This window comes from Nitrosomonas sp. (assembly GCF_040256045.1).
GTDB lineage: Bacteria > Pseudomonadota > Gammaproteobacteria > Burkholderiales > Nitrosomonadaceae > Nitrosomonas.
The window spans coordinates 12,645-38,185 of record NZ_JBDZWD010000012.1 but is presented as its reverse complement, the minus strand read 5'-3'; the positions used below and the strand labels follow the sequence as shown (position 1 = coordinate 38,185).

Annotated in this window: 25 protein-coding genes and 1 tRNA gene; 9 read left to right on the top strand and 17 right to left on the bottom strand. The window is 49.4% G+C overall.

What is annotated here, in order from left to right:
• Positions 1–9: 9 nt before the first annotated feature.
• Positions 10–789 carry a 23S rRNA (guanosine(2251)-2'-O)-methyltransferase RlmB gene (rlmB, locus tag ABUL11_RS03880; RefSeq protein ID WP_350282549.1) on the top strand — a complete coding sequence of 260 codons (780 nt, stop codon included), beginning with the start codon at positions 10–12 and terminating at the stop codon, positions 787–789.
• 98 nt (positions 790–887) lie between these two features.
• Here the strand turns inward: rlmB and ABUL11_RS03875 are convergent, their stop codons facing one another.
• The 12 genes from ABUL11_RS03875 to ABUL11_RS03820 all read right to left on the bottom strand — a co-directional run bounded on the left by ABUL11_RS03875 (position 888) and on the right by ABUL11_RS03820 (position 12,735).
• The gene (locus ABUL11_RS03875) at positions 888–1,328 is read right to left on the bottom strand and encodes an ExbD/TolR family protein (protein WP_350282548.1); all 441 of its coding nucleotides are present in this window, start codon (positions 1,326–1,328) and stop codon (positions 888–890) included.
• Between the two features lies 1 nt (position 1,329).
• Positions 1,330–2,118, bottom strand: a complete 789-nt coding sequence (locus ABUL11_RS03870; protein ID WP_350282547.1) for a MotA/TolQ/ExbB proton channel family protein — start codon at positions 2,116–2,118, stop codon at positions 1,330–1,332.
• 3 nt (positions 2,119–2,121) lie between these two features.
• Positions 2,122–2,841: an energy transducer TonB gene (locus ABUL11_RS03865; protein ID WP_350282546.1), complete on the bottom strand. Its 720-nt coding sequence runs from the start codon at positions 2,839–2,841 to the stop codon at positions 2,122–2,124.
• 220 nt (positions 2,842–3,061) lie between these two features.
• Positions 3,062–4,513, bottom strand: coding sequence for a ribonuclease G (gene rng / locus ABUL11_RS03860; RefSeq protein WP_350282545.1), 1,452 nt, complete (start codon positions 4,511–4,513; stop codon positions 3,062–3,064).
• Between the two features lie 29 nt (positions 4,514–4,542).
• Positions 4,543–5,166, bottom strand: coding sequence for a Maf family protein (locus ABUL11_RS03855; protein ID WP_350282544.1), 624 nt, complete (start codon positions 5,164–5,166; stop codon positions 4,543–4,545).
• Positions 5,167–5,251: 85 nt separating this feature from the next.
• Positions 5,252–5,722, bottom strand: coding sequence for a 23S rRNA (pseudouridine(1915)-N(3))-methyltransferase RlmH (gene rlmH / locus ABUL11_RS03850; RefSeq protein ID WP_350282543.1), 471 nt, complete (start codon positions 5,720–5,722; stop codon positions 5,252–5,254).
• Between the two features lie 96 nt (positions 5,723–5,818).
• Entirely contained in the window at positions 5,819–6,184 is a 366-nt protein-coding gene (gene rsfS, locus ABUL11_RS03845) for a ribosome silencing factor (protein WP_350282542.1), read from the bottom strand.
• Positions 6,181–6,864, bottom strand: a complete 684-nt coding sequence (nadD, locus tag ABUL11_RS03840; RefSeq protein WP_350282541.1) for a nicotinate-nucleotide adenylyltransferase — start codon at positions 6,862–6,864, stop codon at positions 6,181–6,183. The genes rsfS and nadD overlap by 4 nt, the downstream gene beginning before the upstream one ends.
• 44 nt (positions 6,865–6,908) lie before the next feature.
• Entirely contained in the window at positions 6,909–8,270 is a 1,362-nt protein-coding gene (gene aceF / locus ABUL11_RS03835) for a dihydrolipoyllysine-residue acetyltransferase (RefSeq protein WP_396956266.1), read from the bottom strand.
• 75 nt (positions 8,271–8,345) lie between these two features.
• On the bottom strand, positions 8,346–11,003 hold the full coding sequence (gene aceE / locus ABUL11_RS03830; RefSeq protein ID WP_350282539.1) for a pyruvate dehydrogenase (acetyl-transferring), homodimeric type: 2,658 nt from the start codon (positions 11,001–11,003) through the stop codon (positions 8,346–8,348).
• Between the two features lie 32 nt (positions 11,004–11,035).
• A complete protein-coding gene (gene folD, locus ABUL11_RS03825; RefSeq protein WP_350282538.1) occupies positions 11,036–11,923 on the bottom strand; it encodes a bifunctional methylenetetrahydrofolate dehydrogenase/methenyltetrahydrofolate cyclohydrolase FolD in 888 nt (295 codons plus the stop codon).
• Between the two features lie 152 nt (positions 11,924–12,075).
• A complete protein-coding gene (locus tag ABUL11_RS03820; RefSeq protein WP_350282537.1) occupies positions 12,076–12,735 on the bottom strand; it encodes a hypothetical protein in 660 nt (219 codons plus the stop codon).
• Positions 12,736–13,021: 286 nt separating this feature from the next.
• Here ABUL11_RS03820 and argS point away from each other — a divergent pair, with 286 nt between their 5' ends.
• The 3 genes from argS to ABUL11_RS03805 all read left to right on the top strand — a co-directional run bounded on the left by argS (position 13,022) and on the right by ABUL11_RS03805 (position 16,253).
• The gene (gene argS, locus ABUL11_RS03815; RefSeq protein WP_350282536.1) at positions 13,022–14,782 is read left to right on the top strand and encodes an arginine--tRNA ligase; all 1,761 of its coding nucleotides are present in this window, start codon (positions 13,022–13,024) and stop codon (positions 14,780–14,782) included.
• A gap of 23 nt (positions 14,783–14,805) precedes the next feature.
• A complete protein-coding gene (locus tag ABUL11_RS03810; protein ID WP_350282535.1) occupies positions 14,806–15,462 on the top strand; it encodes an SPOR domain-containing protein in 657 nt (218 codons plus the stop codon).
• A 140-nt stretch (positions 15,463–15,602) separates the two neighbouring features.
• Positions 15,603–16,253, top strand: a complete 651-nt coding sequence (locus ABUL11_RS03805; protein ID WP_350282534.1) for a thiol:disulfide interchange protein DsbA/DsbL — start codon at positions 15,603–15,605, stop codon at positions 16,251–16,253.
• Between the two features lie 11 nt (positions 16,254–16,264).
• Here the strand turns inward: ABUL11_RS03805 and ABUL11_RS03800 are convergent, their stop codons facing one another.
• Together ABUL11_RS03800 and ABUL11_RS03795 are read right to left on the bottom strand one after the other, a co-directional pair.
• Positions 16,265–16,948: a hypothetical protein gene (locus ABUL11_RS03800; protein ID WP_350282533.1), complete on the bottom strand. Its 684-nt coding sequence runs from the start codon at positions 16,946–16,948 to the stop codon at positions 16,265–16,267.
• Between the two features lie 18 nt (positions 16,949–16,966).
• Complete coding sequence (locus tag ABUL11_RS03795) at positions 16,967–19,132, bottom strand: RelA/SpoT family protein (RefSeq protein ID WP_350282532.1); 2,166 nt, start codon at positions 19,130–19,132, stop codon at positions 16,967–16,969.
• 274 nt (positions 19,133–19,406) lie between these two features.
• Here ABUL11_RS03795 and ABUL11_RS03790 point away from each other — a divergent pair.
• Positions 19,407–19,493 (top strand) — tRNA-Leu (locus tag ABUL11_RS03790).
• Between the two features lie 299 nt (positions 19,494–19,792).
• Here the strand turns inward: ABUL11_RS03790 and ABUL11_RS03785 are convergent.
• Positions 19,793–19,975: a hypothetical protein gene (locus ABUL11_RS03785; RefSeq protein WP_350282531.1), complete on the bottom strand. Its 183-nt coding sequence runs from the start codon at positions 19,973–19,975 to the stop codon at positions 19,793–19,795.
• A gap of 55 nt (positions 19,976–20,030) precedes the next feature.
• Here ABUL11_RS03785 and ABUL11_RS03780 point away from each other — a divergent pair, with 55 nt between their 5' ends.
• On the top strand, positions 20,031–20,393 hold the full coding sequence (locus ABUL11_RS03780) for a hypothetical protein (protein ID WP_350282530.1): 363 nt from the start codon (positions 20,031–20,033) through the stop codon (positions 20,391–20,393).
• On the opposite strand, the gene ABUL11_RS03775 is transcribed toward ABUL11_RS03780, so the two are convergent.
• Positions 20,380–21,555, bottom strand: a complete 1,176-nt coding sequence (locus tag ABUL11_RS03775) for an FAD-dependent oxidoreductase (RefSeq protein ID WP_350282529.1) — start codon at positions 21,553–21,555, stop codon at positions 20,380–20,382. The two genes, ABUL11_RS03780 and ABUL11_RS03775, sit on opposite strands and share 14 nt — an antisense overlap.
• Positions 21,556–21,563: 8 nt before the next feature.
• Entirely contained in the window at positions 21,564–22,298 is a 735-nt protein-coding gene (locus tag ABUL11_RS03770) for a glycerophosphodiester phosphodiesterase family protein (RefSeq protein ID WP_350282528.1), read from the bottom strand.
• A 113-nt stretch (positions 22,299–22,411) separates the two neighbouring features.
• Between ABUL11_RS03770 and ABUL11_RS03765 the strand changes: the two genes are divergently transcribed.
• From ABUL11_RS03765 to ABUL11_RS03755, 3 genes are read left to right on the top strand one after another with little or no spacing between them, the layout of a single operon-like run.
• A complete protein-coding gene (locus ABUL11_RS03765; protein ID WP_350282527.1) occupies positions 22,412–23,068 on the top strand; it encodes a hypothetical protein in 657 nt (218 codons plus the stop codon).
• Between the two features lie 42 nt (positions 23,069–23,110).
• A complete protein-coding gene (locus ABUL11_RS03760) occupies positions 23,111–24,367 on the top strand; it encodes a TolC family protein (RefSeq protein ID WP_350282526.1) in 1,257 nt (418 codons plus the stop codon).
• 9 nt (positions 24,368–24,376) lie between these two features.
• Positions 24,377–25,540 (top strand): efflux RND transporter periplasmic adaptor subunit, encoded by a 1,164-nt coding sequence (locus ABUL11_RS03755; RefSeq protein ID WP_350282525.1) that lies wholly within the window; start codon positions 24,377–24,379, stop codon positions 25,538–25,540.
• Position 25,541 lies beyond the last annotated feature (1 nt).

Genomic DNA, 25,541 nt, shown 5'->3' with positions numbered 1-25,541 from the left:
ACAATTATTATGGCCCATCAATATATTTTTGGCTTCCATGCCATTACCAGCCGCTTGCGCCAGCATCCGGACAGTATCAGGGAAATTTATCTGGATGCTAACCGGCAGGATCAGCGGGCGCGTGATCTGACGCATCTGGCTGAAACCACTTCCACCCGCCTGATTCTTTGCGAGCAGGATCGGCTTTGCAGAATGACGGGTACTACCCGTCATCAGGGCGTGGTGGCCCATGTTACGAAGCTGCGTCAGTTCGCCACACTTGAGGATTTAGTGGAAGGATTGGCCGAGCCGGCATTACTACTGGTATTGGATGGCGTCAAGGATCCGCATAACCTGGGAGCATGCTTGCGCGTTGCCGATGCATTTGGTGTGCATGCGTTAGTAGTCCCCAAGGATCGAGCGGTTGGTTTGACGGCAACGGTTCATAAGGTCGCCAGTGGGGCGGCGGATACGGTTCCCTTTTTTGCAGTGACCAATCTGGCCAGAACACTGAGAGAGCTAAAAGAGATGGGTATCTGGATTGTGGGAACTGCTGCCGATGCGCCTGATATCCTTGATTCTGTCACGCTGACAAGGCCTCTTGCCTGGGTATTGGGTGCAGAAGGCGGAGGCATGCGCCGCCTGACCCGGGAAGCATGCGATCAGCTGGTGAGCATTCCCATGAGCGGTAGTATCGAGAGCCTGAATGTATCAGTCAGTGCCGGGATTTGCCTGTTTGAAACTTCTCGGCAGCATTTACAGAGAACGGGAACCAGGTTAAATGTCCCGGTTCCGAAAGAGGCGGTTTAAATAAAAATTACTTGAACCAATTTCATACCCGAATCATGCCTGGCTGCTGATTCGGGTATGAATAATGACGGGGAGAAGCGCAATGCCAGAACTTAATGTTAATGGTCTGTCAGGGGTTGTTGTTCGCCGGTCGGGTCGGTAACGAAACCGATACGCGCCAGTCCGGCTGAAGCAGCAATGCTCATGACCTTGGCTACGAGTTCATAATGTGTCTCGCGGTCAGCACGAATATGTAATTCGGTTTGCTGGGATTGTTCAACTGCTGCTGCGAAACGTAAAGGTAGCTGATCCAGGGTAACAGGCTCTCCCCCCCAGTAAAAACTGCCATCTGCACGTATGGCAAATTCGATGTGTTCCGGCTGGGTCAGATTGGGAGAGCTGGATGCCTTGGGCAAATCGACTTTGACCGAGTGTGTCAGCAGCGGTGCGGTAATCATGAAGATGATCAACAGTACCAGCATGACATCTACCAAGGGTACAACATTGATTTCAGACATGGCTGTCTTACTCTGATAACGGGTTGAATCGCCAAAAGCCATATTAGTGTCCTTCTCCGCCAGCGATACCATTTGCCAGTCCGACTGTCGGGGTGCTGCGTTGTGAAGCCGCTGTAACAACTTTCACAGAAGCTTTCTCACTGTTTTCCCCTCCGATTTTGCTGCCCACCGTCAGGATCGTGTAAAGATCATGTGCAAAGCTGTCCAGTTGAGCTATCCACAGCCGGTTGCGTCGTGTAAAGGCATTGAAAGCCAGTACTGCCGGGATGGCGACTGCCAGACCCAGTGCCGTCATGATCAATGCTTCACCTACCGGACCAGCTACTTTGTCCAGAGTGCCTTGGCCGGACAGACCGATCTGGATCAGGGCATGATAAATTCCCCAGACTGTACCGAACAGACCGATATACGGTGCCGCAGAACCTGCTGAAGCAATGATGGTGAGGCCATTTTCAATGCGTGCAGCTTCCTGATCCAGGCTGTTGCGCAGTGAGCGGGTGAGCAGCTCGTTGATACCACCGGCTGCTGCGAGTTTTTCCAGCCCGTGTTTTTGGGAATCTGTTGTCACACTCAGTGCTGTTTTAGCCAGCTGGACAAATGCATGATTGCCAGTCATGGTTCTGATCTCGGTTTCGAGCTGCGGAATGGTATCAATATTCCAGAAGTGCTTGAGAAAATCATTTGCGCGACGTGAAGCAATCATATTGCTGATGCTTTTGGTGACGATCAGGTACCAGCTTGCTACTGACAGGGCAAGCAGAAGGACCAGCACACACATTCCGACATGATCGATCTCCGTCAGAAAATTAGAGAAACCAAGAGCTTTTTCCATCAATTAACTTCCTTCGATAACAAAATTAAAAGGTTGCAGGGCAACTGCCGGTACAGGATGACCGTCACGCGTTGCCGGCCGGCAACGCCAGGTTTTGACAGCTGACAGAGCAGCATTATCCAGTCTTGAATAACCGCTGCTTTGGACGATTTTGGCTTTTCCTATCCGCCCTGTTTCATCCAGCTCCACCTGAAGCACCAGTTTTCCTTCTTCCCCCAGGCGACGAGACAGGGCAGGGTAGGCAGGACTGGCCAGATCCGGACAGGACACAGAGAGTTCAGAAGACAGGGTAACGGGGCCTGTTGGCATTTGTGCGGGTTTTGCTGCTACGACCGGTTCACTGACCGTTTTCTTTTCCGGTTCCGGTTCCGGCTCATGTTCTTCAACAGGGGGAGGGGCAACATATTCTTGCGGAGTAACGGCAGGTGTCTTGGCGATCAGTTGACGCTTGGGTTGCGGCTGTACTTTCTTGACGGGTGGTGTAGGTTTCACTTGGGGAGGGGCGTGTTCTGCCTTCAGCTCTACCTTGGGTGCTTTGGCTGCTTCTTCCTGTTTTTCAGGAGGAGCGATGAATTGTGCATAGAGCGTGATTGTATCCGGAGCTGTAGTACTGAAGCGATGATGCCACAAGCCATAAAGTACAGCAGCATGCGTTACCAACACTACCAGGAAACTGAAAAGAGAGAGGCCGGTAAGAGCCGGCTTATGACGAATTTTAGCCATACGATATATGTGTATTTATGAGTTGCGTGATTTCAGGGTTAACTGGCTGAAATTACTGAAACTAAAACGTCTGAGTTATTTGGCCGGACGCCTCACGGACATCAACTTGAAATGCTATCAGAACTGATAACGATTATCAATATCTTGGTCGCTCTGTTCAAGATTTTAGATCAATCTGATACGATATACAATGCGACGTTTTGTCGCAGAAAAAAAGTAGTCAAATGAGGATTACATCGTATTGTTCCTGGGTGTAGGAAGTGCCTACCTGCAATCCTATCGGCCGCGCAATGAAATCCCCCAATTGGGCCAGGCTTTGAGATTCTTCATCCAAAAAAAGATCAATTACCGGTTGTGAAGCCAAGATACGGAACTCCTTGGCATCGAACTGCCGGGATTCTCGCAACAGTTCACGCAAAATTTCGTAGCAGATGGTTTGTGCCGTCCTTATTTCTCCGCGCCCTTGGCAGGTGGGGCAGGTTTCACAAAGGATTTGTGCCAGGCTTTCACGTGTGCGTTTGCGGGTCATCTCGACCAGCCCCAGTGCAGTGAAGCCGTTGACGGTCATTTTGGTCCGGTCTTTCTGCAAAGCTTTATTGAATTCAGCCAACACTGCAGCACGGTGTTCTTCACGATCCATGTCAATGAAATCGATGATGATGATGCCGCCCAGATTGCGTAAGCGCAGCTGTCGTGCAATTACCTGAGCAGCTTCGAGGTTGGTTTTGAATATAGTGTCATCAAAATTCCGTACGCCGACGAATCCACCTGTGTTGACGTCCATCGTAGTCAGCGCTTCCGTCTGATCGATGATGACGTATCCGCCGGATTTCAGGTCCACACGCCGCGCCAGTGATTTCTCGATTTCCTGCTCGACACCATATAAATCGAACAATGGTCGTTCCCCGGTATAGTGGCTGATTTTTTCCAGGTCGCTCATCATGTATTCATGGGCAAAAGTGGTCAGTTTCTGGAATGTCTCGCGCGAATCTACTCGAACACGATAGGTGTCAGCATTTACAAAGTCACGTAATACCCGGAGGCTCAAATCCAGATCCTGGTAAAGCAGGGAGGGGGAAGAGATGGTAAGTGATTTTTTCTGGATATCCTGCCAGAGCTTATGCAGATAGACGATATCGGCTTGTAATTCCGGTTCCTCGGCTGTTTCGGCCATGGTTCGAATAATATAGCCGCCGGTGGAATCGGGTGGAAGGATATTCTGTAATTTCTGGCGTAGCGATTCTCGCTCACTGTTGTCCTCGATGCGTTGTGAGACACCGATATAGGATTCCTGCGGCAGGTAGACCAGTAAACGTCCGGCAAGGCTGACCTGAGTGGAGAGCCGCGCTCCTTTCACACCGATTGCATCCTTTACTACCTGCACGAGAATGTTACTGCCTTCTGAAAGGAGCTGCTCGATCGGTTTGTGATGATCATTCTGGCTGGATCCGTGGATATCCGCTACATGCAGGAAGGCTGCCCGTTCAAGGCCGATATCGATGAAAGCGGACTGCATGCCCGGTAATACGCGGCTGACGCGTCCGTTATAAATGTTGCCCACGATACCGCGGCTGCTGGTGCGTTCAATGTGCAATTCCTGGGTGATGCCATGCTCGATGATGGCAACACGTGTTTCCTGGGGGGTGACATTGATGAGAATCTCACTGCTCATATCAGACTGAGGGCCGGTGTTGTGTTTGTTCAAAAAACAGATATTCCTGTTTCTTCCAGTAATTGAGACGTTTCAAATAACGGTAATCCGACTACACCGCTATAACTCCCATCGATATTGATGATGAAAGCAGCCGCTTTTCCCTGGATAGCGTAGGCGCCTGCCTTGTCATGGGACTCGCCGCTGGCGATACAGGCCAGAATTTCGCGCTGGCTGATATCACGGAATCGAACGGTGGTTGTCGATAAGCGCAATCTGGTCTGTTCCTGGAAAGTCAGTCCGACAGCAGTATAGACTTGGTGTTCCTGGCCGGAGAGTGCATGTAACATTTCTTCTGCATGTCTGGTATCTCGCGGTTTTCCCAGGATACGGCCATCCAGTACGACGGTGGTATCTGCAGCCAGAACGGGCAAAAGGGGCAAGCCGCGCTGTTGCAGACGTAACCAGCCAGCTTCAGCCTTGGTGTGCGTGATTCTGTAGATATAATCCGCCGGAGATTCTGTCGGAATAGGGGTCTCATCTATATCTGCCGGCCGGGGCAAAGCTTCCCGCATCAGCAATATGCTGTGCCTGATTCCTATTTGCTTGAGCAGATCACGCCTGCGGGTGCTGCGCGATGCCAGATAAATACAATTGCCAGCCGGAGTAATCATTGTTCAGATCAGATGTAACTTATATCTTTGTAGAGATTCGGTATGAAAAATATCTGTAACCTGAACTCTACCTCAGGATGACGAGTCATGCACGGTGGTAGGGGTGATTGCGGTTAATGGAAAATGCACGGTAAAGCTGTTCTGCCAGCAATACCCTGGCCAGTCCATGTGGAAGGGTCATGGCGGACAATGCCAGCTTTTCATGGGCCATCTGTTTGATATCCTGATGCAGCCCGTCAGCCCCGCCAATGATGAACGCAACATCCTGGCCGAATTCCATCCAGCGATCCATCATTTCTGCCAGTTTCATGGTCGTGACCTGTTTGCCTGATTCATCCAGTACAATGATATAGCATCCGGATGGCAGAACAGTCTGAATGCGTTCACTTTCAGCCTGCAGCAGTTGTCTGGTATTCTTGCTGCCAACGCGCTTTTCCGGTTTGATTTCCACCAGCAGCAACTCGGCTTCTTTGGGCATGCGCTGGCAATATTCCATATACCCTTCCCTGATCCAGTCCGGCATTTTGTTTCCAACGGCCAGGATATGGAATTTCATGTTTCAGATAAGCACATGCGTGAAAATCATCGTGGCGGATCAATCAAAGAAACTGCATGCAACTCTAAAGCGGATCACGCGGTATACGGCTGTGAATCAGCCGTATACAGTAGAATTTTCCTGAGGTGACCGCCAGGCTTGTTCCGACCAGAGTCCTTCCAGATCATAATAACTGCGAATGGCCGGCTGCATGATATGGACGACGATGTCTCCCAGATCGACCAGCAACCACTCTCCCGTTTGTTCGCCTTCTATTCCGTGAACCATGCCGCCAGTTGCTTTTACCTTTTCCTGTACATGGTTGGCTAGTGCTCTGGTCTGGCGTGTGGAGTCAGCACTGGCTACGATCATGGTGTTGCATAACGCAGTCAGCTTGCTGACATCCATCACATGGATATTGCTGGCTTTGAGGTCTTCCAGAGCCATGATTGCTGTTTCCAGCAGTTTTTCGGATGATTTCATTTTCCTCCGGTATAAAAGCTATGCTTGTCAATATAGTTAAGTATCGATTCAGGCAGCAGGTAACGTGCACTCTTTCCTGAAGCGATGATATTTCTGATTGTTGTGGATGAAATATCCAGCAAGGTAGTGGATGCTGTGAAGATGAGGCCAGCGGGAGAATTTTTTAACTCATTAGTCCTCCTTGCCCAGCGATCCTGACAGACATCCCGTAATTCATCGGGTAGATCAGACAGGGGGTTGACCGGAGCAGACCCGGGACGATTGACGATGACGAGGTGGCACAACTCAAACAGTTCACGCCAGTGATACCAGTATGGCAGCCTGATAAAGGCATCGGCACCCGTGATGAAACACAGCGCAACAGGCCCATTTGCCTCGTATGCCTGCCGGATTTCACGCAGTGACTCGACACTGTAGGTTTCTCCGGGACGTTTGATTTCGCGGTCATCCACCGAGAATCGGGGGTTATCCCGAATGGCCTCCTGCAACATGGCAACGCGGTGTTTACCGGTTACAAAAGGAGGAGTACGCAACCTGGGATGGCCCGCCGGTAAAAAGAACAGCTGGTGCAGTTCCAGGATGTCCGCCACTTCTTCCGCTATTCTCAAATGCCCGTAATGAATGGGATCAAACGTTCCGCCATAAATTCCGATGAGCGAGTATTGGGCTATTTCGGCCATTTAACGGTCAATATATCATCGACATGACATAGGCCTTACGCGACTCAGAACAGGGCAAGACGCATATCTGCCAAAATACTGGCCAGGTGTGCAGTGAAGCGCGCAGCCGATGCACCGTCGATGACCCGATGATCGTAGGATAACGAAAGCGGAAGCATGAGGCGCGGAACAAATTGCCCGTTCTGGTAAACCGGTTTCAGACTTGCACGCGAGACGCCTAAGATTGCTACTTCTGGTGCATTGATAATGGGGGTGAAGCCTGTTCCGCCGATACCACCGAGGCTGGAAATGGTAAAACTTGCGCCTTGCATGTCGCCTGGCTTCAATTTACCTTCCCGAGCGAGTGAGGAGAGTCTGGTAAGCTCCTCGGCGATGCCGATCACTCCTTTCTGATCGGCATCCCGGATGACGGGGACCACCAACCCGTTGGGAGTGTCGGCCGCGAAACCCAGGTGGTAGTAGCGTTTGATGATGAGCTGGCTTTCTGTGGCGCTGCTATCCAGAGAGGCGTTGAACTCCGGAAATTTTTTCAGCGCTGCTGTGACTGCCTTGATGAGGAAAGCCAGTATGGTCAGTTTAGTACCATTGTTCTGCCGGGATTCGTTATGGTTTTTTCTGAGCGTTTCCAGATCGGTGACGTCTGCCTCGTCGAACTGCGTAACATGCGGGATCATGACCCAGTTGCGATGCAGATTGGCACCCGAGATTTCTCGGATGCGCGACAGAGATTTCAGCTCGATCGGTCCGAATTTGGCAAAATCCACATGTGGCCACGGTAATAAATCGAGTATGCCTCCTCCGGCATTACGCCCACCTGCCAGGGCCTGTTTAACGAAAGCCTGAACATCCTCTTTGAGGATGCGCTGCTTGGGGCCGGTTCCTACCACCTTACTCAGGTCCACTCCCAGTTCGCGGGCAAATCGTCTGACCGAAGGGCTTGCATGGGGAATCGCCTTATCGTCCTGACCAATCGGATGGCTCGGCATCTGCAGGGGGGCAGAGGAAGTGGCCGGCGCTGTCGTAGCAGCAGACTTGGCTGCTGGTTCCTCTTCGGATTGACCGGCTTCTGGTTCGACTGGCCGGGTTGGTTGTGCAGGCTGTTGTGATCCGGCTGATGGTTCTGCCGGCTGTGGCTGGGAAGTTGTTTTATTGTCGCTTTCTGCAGATACCATTTCCATAGTCAGGATCTCCGAGTCTTTGGAGACTTTGCTGCCCATGTGAACCTTGACTTCCCGGATGATTCCGGCATACGGCGAAGGAACCTCGACAGTGGCTTTGTCCGACTCCAACACGATCAAAGGGTCCTCGACCTGTACACTGTCGCCAGGCTTGACCATGATTTCAATGACCGGAATATCTTCAAAATCCCCGATATCCGGGACCAGAACTTTCTTGACTTCAGCCACTTGCACTCCTTGATTTGCTGCAACAAATGCTGTCAGAGGGAATCGACAGAGTTATTCTACCTGCCGTGAACAGAATCAGATCTTGACCGGCTCGGATTTGTCCGGATTGATCGCAAAGGTACGGATTGCCTTGGCTACTTGTGAAGCTGGAATCTTTCCTTCATCCGCCAATGCTTTGAGTGCTGCAATCACGATGTAATGGCGATCAACTTCAAAGAATTGTCTCAGTTTTTCGCGGGTATCAGAACGACCGAACCCATCCGTTCCCAGTACGAGATAACGCCCTGGGATGAATTCCCGGATCTGGTCAGCAAGGGTCTTCATGTAATCTGTAGAAGCAATAACAGGCCCTTCCTGGTCTTTCAGACAGGTTTCCACATATGACAATCTGGCCGGCTCCTCCGGATGGAGCAGGTTATAGCGTGACACACTGAGCGCTTCACGCCGTAATTGATTGAAACTGGTCACGCTCCATATATCCGCTGAGACCTTGTAATCCTTTTCCAGAATTTCTGCTGCCGCAATCACTTCACGTAAAATCGTTCCCGAGCCTAGCAGTTGTACACGCAGTTTACTACGTTGTTTACCGCCGTTATGGAACAGATACATGCCCTGCAGAATGCCCTGCTCGGCGCCTTCGGGCATTTCCGGGTGCGGATAATTTTCATTCATCACAGTAATGTAGTAATAAACATCTTCCTGTTCTTGGTACATGCGGCGCAGACCATCCTGCATAATGACTGCAAGCTCATAGGCAAAAGTCGGATCGTAGGATACACAGTTTGGAATCGTGGAAGCAGCCAGGTGGCTGTGACCATCTGCATGCTGCAATCCTTCACCATTTAGCGTCGTGCGGCCGGCGGTACCACCCAGCAGAAAGCCACGACAGCGCATATCACCTGCTGCCCAGGCGAGATCACCAATACGCTGGAAGCCGAACATCGAATAGAAAATATAGAATGGAATCATTTGTACACCGTGCGTGCTGTAAGCAGTAGCTGCCGCCATCCACGATGCCATTGCCCCTGCTTCGTTGATTCCTTCCTGCAGAATCTGCCCGTTCCGATCTTCTTTGTAATACATCAACTGATCGGCATCTTGCGGGGTATAAAGCTGCCCTACCGATGACCAGATACCCAGTTGCCGGAACATACCTTCCATACCGAATGTACGCGATTCATCCGCCACGATGGGCACCACATGTTTACCGATATTCTTATCTTTTACCAGGACGTTGAGTATTCTCACAAACGCCATTGTGGTGGAGGATTCACGTCCTTCGCCGCTGGCTTTGAGCAGTGTCTCAAAAGCGGACAATGGAGGGATCTGCAAGGCAGCGGCTTTGCGACGGCGGTGATGAATAAAACCACCCATTGCCTGTTGCCGCGCACGCATATAGTTGTACTCAGGCGATTCTTCCTCGAACTTGAGATAAGGTATCTCGTCGATGTTGTCATCCGGCACCGGCAGACCAAAGCGATTGCGGAATGCTTTCAGTGAGATCGTGCCCATTTTTTTCTGCTGATGGGTGATGTTCTGTGCCTCACCAGCTTCACCCATACCATAGCCCTTGATCGTTTTAGCCAGAATTACAGTGGGCTGGCCGGTGTGTTTCATTGCTGCGCTATAGGCGGCGTAAACTTTGTGAGGATCGTGGCCACCACGATTCAATCGCCAGATATCGTCATCAGACATGTTGGCGACCATTTCCAGCAATTCCGGATATTTGCCGAAGAAATGCTGGCGAACATATGCACCATCACGTGACTTGAAGGTCTGATATTCACCATCGACACATTCCATCATGCGCTGTTGCAGCAATCCTTTTGTATCCTTGGCCAGCAGTGGATCCCAGTAGGAACCCCAGATGACTTTGATCACATTCCAGCCGGTACCGCGGAAAGTGCTCTCCATTTCCTGAATGATCTTGCCATTACCTCGTACCGGCCCGTCGAGGCGCTGCAGATTGCAATTGATGACGAAAATCAGGTTATCCAGTTTCTCACGTGCACCCAGAGAAATGGCTCCGAGAGATTCCGGCTCGTCCATCTCGCCATCCCCCATGAAGGCCCAGACCTTGCGACCTTCGGTTTGGGCAAGTCCGCGTGCGCCTAAGTATTTCATGAAGCGCGCCTGGTAGATTGCCATGAGTGGCCCCAAACCCATTGAAACAGTCGGGAACTGCCAAAAATCCGGCATCAGCCATGGGTGAGGGTAGGAAGGCAGACCATTATTACCGACTTCCTGACGAAAATTATCTAGCTGGTCGGAAGTCAATTCATCCAGCAGGAAGGCACGTGCATAAATACCGGGAGCGGAATGACCCTGTACGTACACCAGATCTCCCTCCTGCTGTTCATTAGTGGCACGCCAGAAATGGTTGTAGCCGACATCATAGAGTGTGGCTGCCGAGGCAAAACTGGCGATATGGCCACCAACATTGGTATGGCGGTTGGCACGTAATACCATGGCCATCGCATTCCAGCGAATATAGGAACGGATACGATGCTCCAGCGCATGATCACCCGGCGAACGTTCCTCTTTGCCAGGGGGGATAGTATTGATATAAGCGGTATTAGCGCTGTAGGGCAGGTACGCACCGGAACGGCGTGCTTTTTCCACCAATTTTTCCAGCAGAAAGTGGGTACGCTCGGTTCCCTCATTCATTAGAACCGTTTCCAAGGCATCCAGCCATTCCTGCGTTTCCTGCGGATCAATGTCCATTGGATCCATATTCGGGTCTGCTCCTGTTGACAATTCCAGAATTATTGTACAGAACTGCGCCAGCTAGCGGCCAGAGCCGCTGCTTTCGCACGTTCGGCAGCTTCGATCGTATTGTTCATCAGCATCACGATAGTCATCGGACCGACTCCACCGGGAACCGGCGTGATGTATCCTGCTTTTTCTTTTACTCCCGAAAATTCAACGTCTCCGCAAAGTCGCCCGTCTGGCAGCCGATTGATTCCCACATCGATGACAGTTGCACCTGTCTTGATCATATCACTCGTTAGCAGATTCGCTTTTCCTGCAGCCATGATGACGATGTCAGCATTACGGGTATGGCTGGCTAAATCTCGTGTCCGTGAGGTGCAAACTGTGACCGTTGTACCTTTTTCCAGCAGCATGAGGGCCATCGGTTTCCCGACGATGTTACTGCGACCAACGATGACTGCATGTTGCCCCTGGAGCGGAATATCATATTCCGTCAGCATTTTCATTACTCCAAACGGGGTGCATGGATGAAACAGGGCGTGACCCGTTACCAATGCACCCACGTTACAGGGGTGAAAGCCGTCCACATCCTTTTCTATTGCGATGGCAGCAATGACTTCATCGAGCCGGATATGGTCAGGCAAAGGCAGTTGCACCAGAATGCCATGGATTTCCGGATGGGCATTCAAGTCATGAATTTGCTGCAACAGAGCTTTCTGAGAAATGTCTCCGGGGAAATTGAAGATCTCGGAGCGAATACCCAGTTCCTCACAAGTTTTCGCCTTGTTGCGCACATACACGCAAGAAGCAGGATTGTCCCCTGCCAGAATTACTGCCAGACCGGGTTGCATCCATGTTTCCGAGAGTATTTTGATGCGTTGCTTCAGTTCCTCACGAAATTTGCTCGCGATAAGACTGCCACTGATGATCGTTGCACTCATAAAATTCAGGAAATATCAGGTAAAGCAGATAAATGATCCATGTAAATCAGCAGAACTGATTTAAAAATCTTTTGCTGGAAATACGTCCCGGATAATTTGCTGTGACGCCAGGGATGACTTTCCAGGACATGTCAGCAACCCGGTCTTGCAAGTCACTGAGGGGGTGTTTGGGTGCGATTACCTCTCCGGGTCTTGTAACGGTGAATCAGCAGACCGACCAGAAACACAGGTACTATGAAAAAAAGTGCGGCTAATAATCCGAAAGCCAGAATAGTGATATTGTCACTTTCCGGCAGATAGATCGTTACAAACCATATACCAGCCATGGCGAAGAGTAAACCGCCCAGTAATAGAATTTTCTTGCCCTGGTCGTAGAAACGCCAGAGGCCCTTTGAAACTCTGACTTCATTGACGTAATGATCAAAAACCTCAGCAAGGCTGTGGTCACCTGGCTTTGATTCGTACCCTAACGCCAGTGCCAGTGCTTCATCACCATCATTCAGTCTGGACATTTGCCTGATGAATGCGGCCTGGCTTTTTGCTCGTTTGGATTTGACACCATCTTGGACCATCATGCAATACAATGCATGAAATGCCTTTTCCTGAGCATCTGCCGTCGTTGCTTCGTACTGGTCATAAAATTGTTGCATGACACCCACCACATAAAGCTGGATAGTCAAATCCTTGAACTGTGGTGCGAAGTCATATTTTTTATCTTTGACAAACGGAAGTTGCTCTGCCAGAACCTCTTTTGCGTGACGAATGCAAGCATCGAGTATTTCTTCCTCAAATTTTTCTACTGTATTTTCCATCTTGAGTCGATCAGGGCCTTTACCCTTTTACGGTCATAATACGCTGCATTATATACCGGCTGGATAACACATGAAATCTGCAAATCCTGAAACAGTTATCCAGCTGGAAAATACAGGTGATTTTCATCAGAATTCTATTGTGGAAAAGTAATCCGGGCTGCACCGGCATCAGATCAGAAATCTTTATCAGAGTTTGCCGGAGCGGTTTTCAGGTACAGTTTGTATATTAAAACACGTAAACAAGTTGAGCCGCTATAATGCGAGCTCGCCGAAATACTTTCCTGTCATGGTTACAACGATTTCTCCCGACTTCAAATCACACTGTATTCAACTGCTCGATCAGGCAGCAAGGCAAATTCTTCCGGATGAGGCAGGGGTTCAAATCGAGTTGTTGCGTCCTAAACTGGCAGATCATGGTGATTATTCCAGCAATCTGGCGATGAAACTGGCCAGGCGTTTACGCCGGAATCCGCTTGAGCTGGCAAAGGCATTGATTGGAGCACTACCTGATTCTCACTGTGTAGAAAAAGCTGATGTTGCCGGCAACGGGTTTATCAATTTTTTTCTGAAGAGAACAGCCAAACAGCAGTTTCTGCATACTGTACTGCAGGCGGGTGATTCGTTCGGTCACAGCAGCCTGGGAGCAGGGAAAACCATCCAGATCGAATTTGTATCGGCCAACCCTACCGGTCCGTTGCATGTTGGGCATGGACGAGGGGCAGCGTTTGGTGCCAGTCTGGCTAATATCATGACTGCAGCCGGTTATGCTGTTACGCGCGAATTCTATATTAACGATGCCGGTCGGCAAATGGATATTCTGACGTTATCGACCTGGTTGCGTTACCTCGATCTGTGCGGATTTTCCTTTTCATTTCCTGCTAATGCTTACCGTGGCCAGTATGTTGCTGACATGGCATCGGAAATATACCGGGCACAGGGTGATCGTTATGCCCGTCACGCTGATGCGACGATACAGCAACTGACCGAAATTAATTCGAGTGCGACGGCTGACAGTGAAGATGAGCACCTCGACAGACTCATAACTGCTGCAAAATCCGTTCTTGGTCAGGATTATGCTGATCTGCACAATTGTGTCCTGACAGAACAGTTGACGGATTGCCGGAATGATCTGATGGAATTCGGTGTCGAGTTTGAGGTATGGTTTTCGGAACAGTCATTGTTCGATAGCGGGATGGTGGTACGTACCGTACAACTGCTGGATGATAAAAAACTGTTGTATCGGCAGGATGGTGCGCTCTGGTTCCGTTCTACCGGCTTCGGTGATGAAAAAGATCGGGTCGTGCAGCGGGAGAATGGCCTTTATACTTATTTTGCCTCGGATATCGCTTACCATTTGAGCAAGTATGAACGTGGCTTCGATTACATGCTGAATATCTGGGGGGCGGACCATCATGGCTATATTCCCCGGGTGAAAGGTGCTATCGAGGCACTGTCGCTTGATCCAGGTAAGCTTGAAATAGCACTGGTCCAGTTCGCAGTTTTGTATCGGGAGGGTAAAAAAGTTTCTATGTCTACCCGCTCGGGAGAGTTCGTCACATTGAGGCAATTACGTCAGGAAGTCGGCAATGATGCCGCACGATTTTTTTATGTGCTGCGTAAAAGTGACCAGCATCTGGATTTCGATCTCGATCTGGCCAAATCCCAGAGCAATGATAATCCCGTTTATTACGTACAATATGCGCACGCTCGTATCTGTAGTGTGCTCGATCAGTGGGGTGGTACTGAAGATACACTTGTGCAAGCGGAAACGGGATTTCTGACTGATCCTGCCGAACTTGCGCTTTTGCAGAAACTGATCGATTTTACCGATACGATAGAAACTGCAGCAAAGGAACGTGCGCCTCATCTCATTGCCTTTTTCTTGCGTGAACTGGCAGGTGAGTTTCACAGCTATTACAACTCGACGCGTTTTCTCGTTGAGGATGAATCGCTTAAAATAACGAGGTTGGCGCTAATTTCAGCCATTCGTCAGGTTTTAGCGAAAGGGTTGTCGCTATTGGGGGTAACCGCCCCCCGTGAGATGTAATTGAATGCAATACGGAAAGATCGATGAGTCGGGATTATAAATCCAGAAATTCGGCAAAGACCCATAAAAACAGCAGCCTGCTGTGGTTGGGTCTGTTCGTGGGCTATACCTTGGGTCTGGCAAGTGCAATTGGAGTATGGCTGTACATTAGCCAAGCTCCCAGTCCGTTTTTGAACGGCGGGAAAGTCGCTCAGAATCAATCCTCTGAAAAATCACCTGTGCGACAACCACCATTATCGGAGAAGCAGGATAAGAAAACTGAGCCGAATACGAACCAGGCGGGTATAAACGGATCGCGTTTTGATTTCTATAAAATTCTGCCCGGTATCGATGAGCCCCCAGGTGAAGATATATTCGATCTTACACCATTACCCCCTGCTGCGACCGCTACTAGAAAGATACCTGAAAAAATTGCTGAGAAACCGCCTGAGAGGGCTCCTGAATCTAGGAATCGGTATTATCTTCAGGCAGGTTCTTTCAGAAATTCCAGTGATGCTGAAAGGGTGAAGGCTGAGCTCGCTTTGCTGGGTATCATTGCTTCAGTCCAGACTGGAAGATCTGAAGGTAATGTTCCTGTTCATCGTGTACGAGTCGGTCCGTTTACCAGGATGGAAGAACTTGACCGAGTTCGTTCTTCATTGCAGGAAAACGGGGTAACGTCAAGTCTGGTGACGCAGTAGGAACTGGTAACAATCGATTCTGACTGTGTGTCCGGGCCCGGGGCGCAAATTAACTGGAATCCACTGGAACAGGTTTGTTTTTTCTTTTTCATCGGAAATATCATTTACGATTTACCAACTTTGAAAATGAGGAAAAATAGATGGCTATAAGAAAAATTATCTGCTTTCTCTTGAGTTTTTTTGTCATGAACCTGGCAGAAGTATTGATTGCTCATGCAGAAATCGTTGAAGGCAGGGATTACACAGTATTGTCAACTGCTCAGCCGACGGAAAGCGATCCAAAACACATCGAAGTCATTGAATTTTTCTGGTACGGCTGTCCTCATTGTAGTGATTTGCATCCCTATATCAGTCGCTGGCTGGAAAATAAACCGGTTGATGTGGTGTTTCGGTTTGTGCCTGCCATTTTCAGGAATAACTGGGTACCGGGTGCGAAAACTTTTTATACAATGGAAAGCCTTGGCCTGACCCAAACGCTGCATGACAAGGTATATCACGCCATTCATCGTGAAAAAACAGATTTATCGAAAGAAGTGGTGCTGTTCGACTGGGTTGCAAAACAGGGTATTGATCGCGATAGGTTCGTCAGTGCCTACAATTCATTTACAGTTCAGAATCAGGCAAACCGTTCTGCCCAGATGACACGGCAATACAAGCTGACTGGTGTACCGGCACTGGTAGTGGATGGCAAATATCTGACCAGCGGTAAAGCAGGCGGTACCCCGCAGGATACCATTTCAGTTCTGAATCAGTTGATCGAGAAAGTACGTGCGGAGAAGAAAAGCCGATAATGGTGCTGGTGCTATTCCCAGGACGGGGGTGAAATCCCGTAAAGAACAGCAAACTTGATCGCTTTTTCTTCAAAAGCCCCCCTGTCACCGCGGAACCGTTCATAGGCAAACAATACATCCCATATTGTGCGGGATACGGTGCCTGTTTCTGCTTTGTTTTGCAGGCGGGTGATGAAGCGATCTGCCTGTTTCAATTCGAGCCTGGTGCTTTCTTGAACCAAAGAAGAAAAGAGTTGTGCCAGTTTCTTCAGCCCGTCATTATCAATTTCCTGGACTTGTGAAAAATCCAGTACCACGCTACCGGAAGAACATTGTCCACGCCGAATGATGATGCTATCAGGCAGTGCTGCTGCAGTAATTTCTTTCGGCATTTCAAATATCACTGGACTGACGGCAGCTTCACCATTAAACCACTGTGAATATTTCTTCCGGAAGTCTGCTGAAAGAGATGCTCCGGTAATACTTTTATATTCCTTTTCAATCTTAGCCAGATCGTTTATCCGGTCGGTCGCCAAATAAAACATCGCCAGCAACTTCCATCCGGTTACCTCTTCCACCCGTTCGCTTTCGAGAAGCAATTCGAGCGTCCGCATCGTCGTTTGTGTCTCATCAATCACTCGCTGCACCACCTCGGCAGGATCAGGAGGGATCGCTCCGGGCGAAGTAAAGTCGAGCAGCAGATCGTTGGCACTCATTTTTTATAAAGTGGTGGTTCACAGATTCTTGATACGTCCCATCTTGACTATTTCACCGATGTGCTTCAGCCTGCGGAAAATCTGTGCAAGGTGCTGACGATCTCTGGTTTGCAGGATAAAGCGCATGGTGGTGTAATCTTTATCGTTCTCCAGTGTGATATCGTCAATATTCGAATCTGCTTTAGCAATCTCGGCAGTTACTCTGGCGAGTACCCCACTCTTGTTTATGACCGTCATAAATATATTGACAGGAAAAGTTCGATCAATATCCGCTCCCCAGACGACATCCAGCTGATTGTCCATATTTTTATGATCTTTGATCCTGATTACCGCAGAGCAGTCTTGCATATGGATCACCAATCCCTGATCTTTCTTGATCAGACCCACGATACCGTCTCCAGGTATGGGATGGCAGCATCGCGCAAATTTGACGGCCATTCCCTCCGTACCAAGGATGGTGATGGAGTTATTGTTCTGGATAGTTGAGACAGATTCACCTGGTACCGCCAGGCGTTTGGCCAGAACGGCTGCAAGCTGTTTTCCCAACGCAATGTCTGCCAGCAGTGCTTCTTTAGATTTAGCCCCACTTTCTTTGACCAGTTTTTCCCATTGCGATGGCTCGATAGCGTCCGGATTTACGCCAAAAGAATGCAGTACCTGATTCAGCAGGCGTTCTCCAAGCTTGACTGATTCGCTGTATTGAATGGTTCTCAGAAAATAGCGAATACTGGAGCGCGCTCTACCGGTTGCGACATAAGACAGCCAGACAGGATTCGGCTTGGCGGCAGGTGCAGTGATGATCTCCACGCGATCCCCGCTTTTCAGTCGGGTACGCAATGGGGTGATTTCACCATTGATTCTGGCCGCCACACAGCAATTTCCGACATCGGTATGTACGGCATAGGCGAAATCCACTACTGTTGCGCCTCTTGGTAATGTCAATATTTTGCCTTGAGGAGTGAAAACATATACTTCACCAGGGAACAGATCAACCTTGAGGTGTTCCAGAAATTCGAGCGAATCGGAAGAGTCATTCAGGGTTTCCAGCAGACCTTTCATCCACTGATTGGCTTTCATGTGCAGATCACTCATCTCGGCATCAGTGTTTTTGCTCTTGTAAAGCCAGTGTGAAGCTACCCCTGCTTCCGCAATGTGATGCATTTCATGGGTGCGGATCTGTATCTCTATCGGTAATCCGTAAGGCCCGAGCAATGTACTGTGTAATGACTGATAACCATTCGATTTGGGAATGGCGATATAATCCTTGAATTTACCGGGAATCGGCTTGTAAAGACTATGGAGAGCTCCGAGTGCCACATAGCAGGAAGAAACATCTTTGACGATCACCCGGAAACCGTAAATATCCAGCACATCCGAGAAACTGAGATGTTTCTCGGCCATTTTCTTATAGATACTGTACAAATGTTTTTCACGCCCGGTTACTGCAGCCTCCAGCCCCGCTTCCTGCAGACGCTGTCGGATTGCATCCAGAATTTTGCCAACGACTTCTCGTCGATTTCCCCGGGCTGCTTTAGTTGCTTTGAGCAGGACCTTGTAGCGAGTGGGGTAGGAAAAACAGAAACCTAGCTCCTGCAATTCCTGATATATGTTTTCCAGACCGAGTCGATGAGCGATCGGAGCATAAATCTCCAAAGTTTCCTGCGCAATACGGTGCTGTTTTTCCAGTGACATTACTTCGAGGGTGCGCATGTTATGCAGGCGATCAGCCAGTTTGATCAGTATTACCCGCACATCCTGTGCCATAGCCAGCAGCATCTTGCGGAAATTTTCCGCCTGCATATCTGCCTGTGTCTGGAATCTGATTTTGTCGAGCTTTGAAACTCCATCCACAAGCTCAGCTACGGAAGAACCAAATCTTTCACTGATTTCCTGCTTCAGGATACCGGTATCCTCTACCACATCGTGCAACAATGCAGCAGTAAGCGTAACTGCATCCAGGCGTAGCTCACCCAGTATTCTGGCAACAGTAACCGGATGGGAAATATAAGGTTCACCCGATTTCCTGAACTGACCGGAATGTGCCTTCTGGCCGAAGAAATAGGCACTTTTGAGTAACGCCAGATCTTCAGGCTTGAGATATTGGGATACTTCACTGACAAGCAATTCCGCTTCCGGCGTAATAGTCGCAGTATCGTCCGAGTCATTCAAAATAGGGTTTTGCATGAAATTCTCAAAAAGTATGGAATAGTTTTATGGTTTCTGTTTTTTAGCAATATCGAGCTGGTTTAACCATTTCCGGTGAGAGTGGCATAAGGGCTCAGCGGAGCGCGAGGGAACGGAAGTAATGACAAAAACCCAAGCCAAACATATTTTTGTTAAAAATACTAGCTCAGAACCGGGTGATGCACAATCCGGGTAGAATCAGATCTTCGTTTTATTGCTGTCAGTTGCTGTGCAGGGCGATTTCGGTAATAATTACGCTCTTGCCGCAACTTGAGCCGGGATGGCGGAATTGGTAGACGCACGGGACTCAAAATCCCGCGATGGTGACATCATGGGGGTTCGATTCCCCCTCCCGGCACCAGAAAGCATTTCAAGCACTACTTCACCTCCTCAAATTCAAGACAGTCCGACAAACTGCTGGAAGTCGACTGACAAGAAATGTAGGATTTACCTGGTATTACTCATTATTTACCTGCATTTCATCGAATGTCTTACTCCGAACAGTGAACAATGATTTCATGAGTCGAGTTTCAATTGAGTGCTGGAGTATTGGCCGCGACCAAGTCGCATCTTTTACAGATGTGCGGGCAATATTGCAGAATTAAGCGCAAATCTAAAGTCGCTAGATAACGGGGGCAGTTTGAACTGGCAGACAAGGGTTCAACCAGATGATACTGTTTCGGTGGTAATGGCGTCAGCAGTAAAAAATGCACTTAGAGTATAGACAGGTACTGATAAACTTTGCCACTTGAACAGGCCTGATTTATAGCGTGCTTCGGGCAGTACTCCATTTATATGATCTTTCCGAATCATAATCCAGGTATCTGTATCGGGTTCGATCATCCGAGTGCTCGGGTAAGCGGGTGACATCAGTGATAATTGATCAGGAGGAGGACAAATGAATCTTAAAAAATGGACAGATGAGGAATTGGTATCGACCCGGGATCAGATCGAGGCATGGTGCACTAAATATGCACAATCGATCTGGGATGGACGCAAGGGATACCTAACGGGATTACTAGGTGTATTTGGTATCTCGACTGGCGTTGTATTTTTAATGTTTGATGGTATTGAAGTGGTGAGTTTTGTGCCGATTTTGCTGGGGGCGATTGTCTGCTTTACTTGGTGGAAGACAAAACAGCAGCATAAGAAGAACAATGGTTTCCTGGAAGAAATCAAAGAAGAGATCGCACGCCGCGCAAAAAAAATGGAAAAGATCGGGAAAAATAGGCCCCAGCCAAATCATGTTAAGGAAGCTTGAGTGTCAATTGTGAAATATCTGCTTTGGGAATCCGGACGGGCAGTGAAGGCCGCAGAGTATGCAGAATTTTCTGGGCTGTTGCGCGGCAGACAGTCAGTTTCCCTCCATAAATTCCCACAACCCGAGGGGATTCAGGCGAGTCATATTGCAGGTGAGTTTCACGCGAGCGACCGAAAGGGCCGTTGCGCGATACAGGCAGTACACGCAGGCCGGTAAAACGTTCTCGTACTAGGACATCGTGATCGGGGAAATAATACCGGAAGCAACCCAGCAGGTAGTTTTCTTCAGATATCAGTGGGAAGGCCTTTTCAGGTTTTCCTTGGAATACTGTTTCAGTTGTACCCAGTAATATATGCTCCCTCCATGGAAGGGCGAAAATGGCTCTTTGATCCTGAGGTGATTCGAGGTAATAACAGCCTTTGTCCAGCTTTCCTTCCAGTATCAGATGAGTGCCTTGTACCAGCTCTACCGGGTATGCCGGTGGTGCAGGCGATATTCGTTCTGCTACCTGACTGGCCCATGGTCCGGCAGCATTGACGAGTGTGTTTGTCGTACATTGGCACGGCTGATTGTTTTCCAGAAATTCGATTTCACAAGTATCTCCGGAAATTCTGGCATGGATGAATTCAGCCGGACAGCGTAATTCCGCCCCGAGCAAGGATGCAGAATGCATGATCGCCCGGGTGAGCGCCTGATCGTCAGTTTGTGCATCCCAATACTGGAAGACGTGTCTAAGTCCGCGTGTGGAGAGGCCGTCCAGCTCTCCCCATTTGCTTCTTGGTACAGAACGAAAGCCTGCGCCTTTGCCTAATCCTGCAAGCAGGGCATAAAGACTGAGCCCTGCGCGTATGGTCAGCGCATCGCGTGAAGTCTGATCGTAAATGGGGATATGAAACGGCTGCAGCCTGACCAGTGAAGGCGCAAGACGCAGGAGTGCAGCACGTTCCTTCAGACTTTCCCATACCAGTCCAAACTGGCCGCTTTCCAGATAACGCAGACCGCCATGGATCAGTTTGCTTGAACGGCTCGAAGTTCCTGCAGCCAAAGCGGTTTTTTCCAGCACCAGCACATTGTAACCAAGTGCAGCGGCAGCCTGTGCAACAGCTGTGCCTTGAATTCCTCCTCCTATGATTACAATGTCGTAGTGGCGAGTTGTAGACATGGATTTGATCAGGAAGCGAGCAGCGTGCCAATCGTATCGGTTTCGATCAGTGTAATGCCGGCTTTTGCATAATCGAGTGCCGTAGCGTAATCATCAACGGTATAAATCACCCATTGCCAGGGGCCAGGCCAGAGTTGATCAAGTTTTTCAGGAAGACAACGGACACTGCTGAACAGATAATCCGGCTGTAAGCGTGCTGCCATGGCTGATTGCTCATCAGTCCAGTGTCCGATGATCCAGCCGGTTTTGTACATCTGGCGAGATTTGATCAGTGCTATCAGTTCCCAGTCGAATGAAATCAACACACATTGCGCGTGTACCGCCTCGATGACCGGAAGAATTGCATCTATCGTTTTGTTCAAACCAAATCGGGTAATACTTTCAAATTTGATTTCAATAAATGTAGTGACCTGCGGATGTTGCACCAGATATCGACAGAACTCTGCCAGACGGGGAATCGGAACCGGCTTTATATCGGCTGAATACGTGATATCCAGGCAGGAGACAGTCAGTTTATCAATTTCATCGTCTTGTAGTTCAGTCAGATAAACATTATGGCCGGTTAATCGCCTCAGATCATCATCATGGCAGAGATAAGGAGTCAGTTGACGACTCAATTGAATATCAATTTCAATATAACGAGCACCAGCCAAGATCGCAGCCTGAATTCCGACCAGTGAATTTTCCGGATACAATGCGGGATACCCTCGATGGGCAACGAAACAGGGAACGCCATGCGCCATAACAGAAAACCACTCCTATTTTTCCTCCGAGTCTACTCTCTATTCCATGGGATTGCGATGTCATCCGATAGTGGAAGGATCGTTCAGGAGCCGTTCAGTTTTGAGGGAGTATGATGTATAAGAAAGATGTTCGTTTCAGCATAGTGTTTCCAGCTTTGCTCGCAGCAGTTTTGTTTGTTCCATTTGTGATGAATTTTCTGGCACATGCGTGGTATGGAGAGAAACATTTTCCACCACTGACGATGATGAAACTGCCAGCTGACAGTTCGGTGGTTAGCCTGCCGAAAGAAATAAAACAGTACAAACCTTTCGAAATTACGCTGCAACTGAATACCAGAAAATTGGCGCAGCGTATCAACGATATTGTTAAGAAATCCCATCCCGGAACCGAGCCACAAGGTATTCGCAGCGAGGTTTTTCCTGAAATGCGAGCCGGGATAGTCGGAGATGCATTTTCGATCGATCCGCCGGAGCCGCAAATGCAACTCTTTTCCGGTCAGGGTGAGATGAGCCGATGGTCCTGGATCATTACCCCTGAAAAGACGGGGCGTTATCACCTGTCAATCGAGCTGTATCTGCAGACGGCCGAAACGACCCATGAGCATCTGCAGGTTGCGGACCTGGCTGAAATTCAGTTGTTCGTACAAGAAAATCCAGAATCATGGATGCGGACTTATGGTATCTGGTATGTGATCTTCATTCTGCTGGCAGCGGGGTGGTGGTGGAAAAAACGTTTGATAAAAAAACGAAAAACAGCCAAAGAACAATAACTACTCGCTTTATAAAAACTACAGCTTTTATCTTCAGTTCGTATGCGGAAAATTTTTTTCTGGGGTTTCCTGTCTGGTTTCGCTTTATTTACGGGACCAAATTGTTCTGTTCTGGCGGCGGGAAGTGGATATACCGTCTCTGATATTCAGCGTATGGGTTTGCAGGCCAATGGTCTATTGCAGGCTGTCCGTTCACAGGTTGAGATAGCCAGAGCAGAGGTTACCAGTGCGTCGGCATTTCCCAATCCTGAAGTTACTTTTATGGCCGGCCCTGACAGTAAGCGTTTACCTGAGATCGATACCGGGCCTGCTTCTATGCAACGGCAGGTGACAGTCAGCCAGTCCTTGGAAAATCCGTTTGTGCGTCGTGCCCGGATCGGGGCGGCAGAGGCCGGTGTGGAAGCCAGTCGCGCAAATCTGGAACAGGCACGAGCAGATCTGGCGGCGCAACTCCGGGTACATATTTATGAATTTCTGCTGCGGCGTGGTCTGGCTGAGATGGAATCAGATATTCATGATCTGATGGGAGAAATACAGCGCCGTATCAAGCTGAGTGTTGAATCGGGTGAAACTGCCCGCTTCGAGTTGATTCGTGCCGATACCGAAGTAATGACGGCAGCGAGCAGAAAAGAGGCAGCATTATTGAATACCGAACGGGCACGTATTGCTTTGTTGCAATTGACAGCAGGTGCCTTGCCTGCTGCATTTAACGTGACTGCTTCACTTAGTGATCCGGTCGAGCTGCCTTCACTTGAAGCGTTACGTGCTGAGCTATCAACTATAAATCCTGAAATTTTGCGCCTGGAGGCAGAGCAAAATCGTGCACATTTGCGAATCGATCAGGAACGTGCTTCTGTACTGCCGTCAGTGAACATTCTTTACAGTAATTATCAGGACAAGCAATTCACATCGAATACCGCCGGGTTGAGTGTACGGATTCCGCTTTTCTATCAGCGGCGCGGTGAAGTCGATGCAGCGGTCTCAGATGCGGCCAGGGTGCGTGAGACACTCGATTATCGCCGCTATGAGATCAATCGATTGCTGGAATCCGCCTGGCAGGCGATGGAAATTGCGCGGCGCAGAGTGGAAATGTTTGAAGGCGGTATCGTCAAGGAAGCGGAAGCAGCGTTGCGTGTGGCGGAAGCTGCTTTCCGGCTGGGGGAAAGAGGTTTTATCGAGGTGCTGGATACCCAGCGGGTATTGCGTAATGCCCGCTCGGAGCTATTGCAGGCCCAGTTCGAATTACAGTCAGCAGCGGCAGAGATAGATCGACTGCGAGCGCATTATCCACAGGAGTAACCTTTTCCAATGAATTTGCAGATACAGATCGTTGCTGTTTTTCTTGCATTCGTAACACTGTTTGTTCCGGGTTGCAAGAGCGAAGAAGAACCGGAACCCCCGGAAAAACACGTCAAGGCAGAAACGGATGATGCCAATACAATTTTTCTCAGGCCGGATTTACGCGAACGGATCAAAACCGGCAAGCCCTTTTATGCTGATATTGCTGAAAAACTGAGTGTCCCCGGACAGATCAAGGTCAATGAATTGAAGCTTGTTCAGGTCGGGGCAAGCTTTACCGGGCGGATCGTCGAAATTTATGCACATTTAGGAGATAGTATTTCCGCCGGCACCAAACTGGCCAGGATTTCAAGCCCGGAACTGACTCAGGCTCAACTGGCCTATCTGCGTGCCAATTCTCTGGCAGTGCTGGCACAGCGTGCAGCCATGCGCGCCCAGCAATTGTTTGAGGCGGATGTCATTAGTGCTGCTGAATTACAGCGTCGGGAGTCGGAATTACAGGTTTCAAACGCTGAATTGAGTGCGGCAAAGGATCATTTGCGCCTGCTGGGAATGGATAACCAGGCAGTGCAGGATTTGACCAAGCACGGCCAGATTCTGCCTTCCGTGATTATTACCGCACCACGCAGCGGCACGGTGATTGCACGCGATGTTGCACTGGGTCAGGTGGTTCAGCCATCAGATCAGTTATTTACCCTGGCTGATTTGTCGGTGCTATGGGTGGTGGGAGATGTACCTGAATATGCCGCACACTTTGTCGAGCTGGGCCAGCATGTAGAAGTGCGTGTCCCTGCCTTGGGGGATACGAGTTTTGATGGAACCATCATTTTTGTATCCGACATCGTCAATCCGCTGACACGGACGGTAACCGTCCGTACGGAAGTGGATAATCCTGAACGCAGGTTGCGTCCGGATATGCTGACCACAGTAAATATCGATGAACATGCGCATGAGCGTCTGGTTATCCCGGAAGGGGCAGTGGTACGTGAGAACAATGAGGATCATGTATTCGTTGCCCGGGAAGATGGCGGCTTCACTTTGATCCCGGTCAAACTGGATGAAATGATCAATCAGGTGAGGCCCGTTCTGGAAGGGTTGACACCAGATCAGCAGATTATCGTCGATGGGGCCTTTCACCTGAATAACGAGCGCAAGCGCAAGGATCTGGAGTAAC

Excerpts from the sequence above, each read along its gene's own strand:
- ABUL11_RS03775 (WP_350282529.1), bottom strand. The coding sequence starts at position 21,555 with ATGTCTACAACTCGCCACTACGACATTGTAATCATAGGAGGAGGAATT.
- ABUL11_RS03855 (WP_350282544.1), bottom strand. The coding sequence starts at position 5,166 with ATGATTACTCCGGCTGGCAATTGTATTTATCTGGCATCGCGCAGCACC.
- ABUL11_RS03785 (WP_350282531.1), bottom strand. The coding sequence starts at position 19,975 with ATGATCGAACCCGATACAGATACCTGGATTATGATTCGGAAAGATCAT.
- ABUL11_RS03805 (WP_350282534.1), top strand. The coding sequence starts at position 15,603 with ATGGCTATAAGAAAAATTATCTGCTTTCTCTTGAGTTTTTTTGTCATG.
- ABUL11_RS03865 (WP_350282546.1), bottom strand. The coding sequence starts at position 2,841 with ATGGCTAAAATTCGTCATAAGCCGGCTCTTACCGGCCTCTCTCTTTTC.
- ABUL11_RS03800 (WP_350282533.1), bottom strand. The coding sequence starts at position 16,948 with ATGAGTGCCAACGATCTGCTGCTCGACTTTACTTCGCCCGGAGCGATC.
- ABUL11_RS03770 (WP_350282528.1), bottom strand. The coding sequence starts at position 22,298 with ATGGCGCATGGCGTTCCCTGTTTCGTTGCCCATCGAGGGTATCCCGCA.
- ABUL11_RS03780 (WP_350282530.1), top strand. The coding sequence starts at position 20,031 with ATGAATCTTAAAAAATGGACAGATGAGGAATTGGTATCGACCCGGGAT.
- argS (WP_350282536.1), top strand. The coding sequence starts at position 13,022 with ATGGTTACAACGATTTCTCCCGACTTCAAATCACACTGTATTCAACTG.
- ABUL11_RS03760 (WP_350282526.1), top strand. The coding sequence starts at position 23,111 with ATGCGGAAAATTTTTTTCTGGGGTTTCCTGTCTGGTTTCGCTTTATTT.
- ABUL11_RS03795 (WP_350282532.1), bottom strand. The coding sequence starts at position 19,132 with ATGCAAAACCCTATTTTGAATGACTCGGACGATACTGCGACTATTACG.
- ABUL11_RS03755 (WP_350282525.1), top strand. The coding sequence starts at position 24,377 with ATGAATTTGCAGATACAGATCGTTGCTGTTTTTCTTGCATTCGTAACA.
- nadD (WP_350282541.1), bottom strand. The coding sequence starts at position 6,864 with ATGGCCGAAATAGCCCAATACTCGCTCATCGGAATTTATGGCGGAACG.
- ABUL11_RS03765 (WP_350282527.1), top strand. The coding sequence starts at position 22,412 with ATGTATAAGAAAGATGTTCGTTTCAGCATAGTGTTTCCAGCTTTGCTC.
- ABUL11_RS03870 (WP_350282547.1), bottom strand. The coding sequence starts at position 2,118 with ATGGAAAAAGCTCTTGGTTTCTCTAATTTTCTGACGGAGATCGATCAT.
- rlmH (WP_350282543.1), bottom strand. The coding sequence starts at position 5,722 with ATGAAATTCCATATCCTGGCCGTTGGAAACAAAATGCCGGACTGGATC.
- aceE (WP_350282539.1), bottom strand. The coding sequence starts at position 11,003 with ATGGATCCAATGGACATTGATCCGCAGGAAACGCAGGAATGGCTGGAT.
- rsfS (WP_350282542.1), bottom strand. The coding sequence starts at position 6,184 with ATGAAATCATCCGAAAAACTGCTGGAAACAGCAATCATGGCTCTGGAA.
- ABUL11_RS03875 (WP_350282548.1), bottom strand. The coding sequence starts at position 1,328 with ATGGCTTTTGGCGATTCAACCCGTTATCAGAGTAAGACAGCCATGTCT.
- ABUL11_RS03810 (WP_350282535.1), top strand. The coding sequence starts at position 14,806 with ATGAGTCGGGATTATAAATCCAGAAATTCGGCAAAGACCCATAAAAAC.
- rlmB (WP_350282549.1), top strand. The coding sequence starts at position 10 with ATGGCCCATCAATATATTTTTGGCTTCCATGCCATTACCAGCCGCTTG.
- ABUL11_RS03820 (WP_350282537.1), bottom strand. The coding sequence starts at position 12,735 with ATGGAAAATACAGTAGAAAAATTTGAGGAAGAAATACTCGATGCTTGC.
- folD (WP_350282538.1), bottom strand. The coding sequence starts at position 11,923 with ATGAGTGCAACGATCATCAGTGGCAGTCTTATCGCGAGCAAATTTCGT.
- rng (WP_350282545.1), bottom strand. The coding sequence starts at position 4,513 with ATGAGCAGTGAGATTCTCATCAATGTCACCCCCCAGGAAACACGTGTT.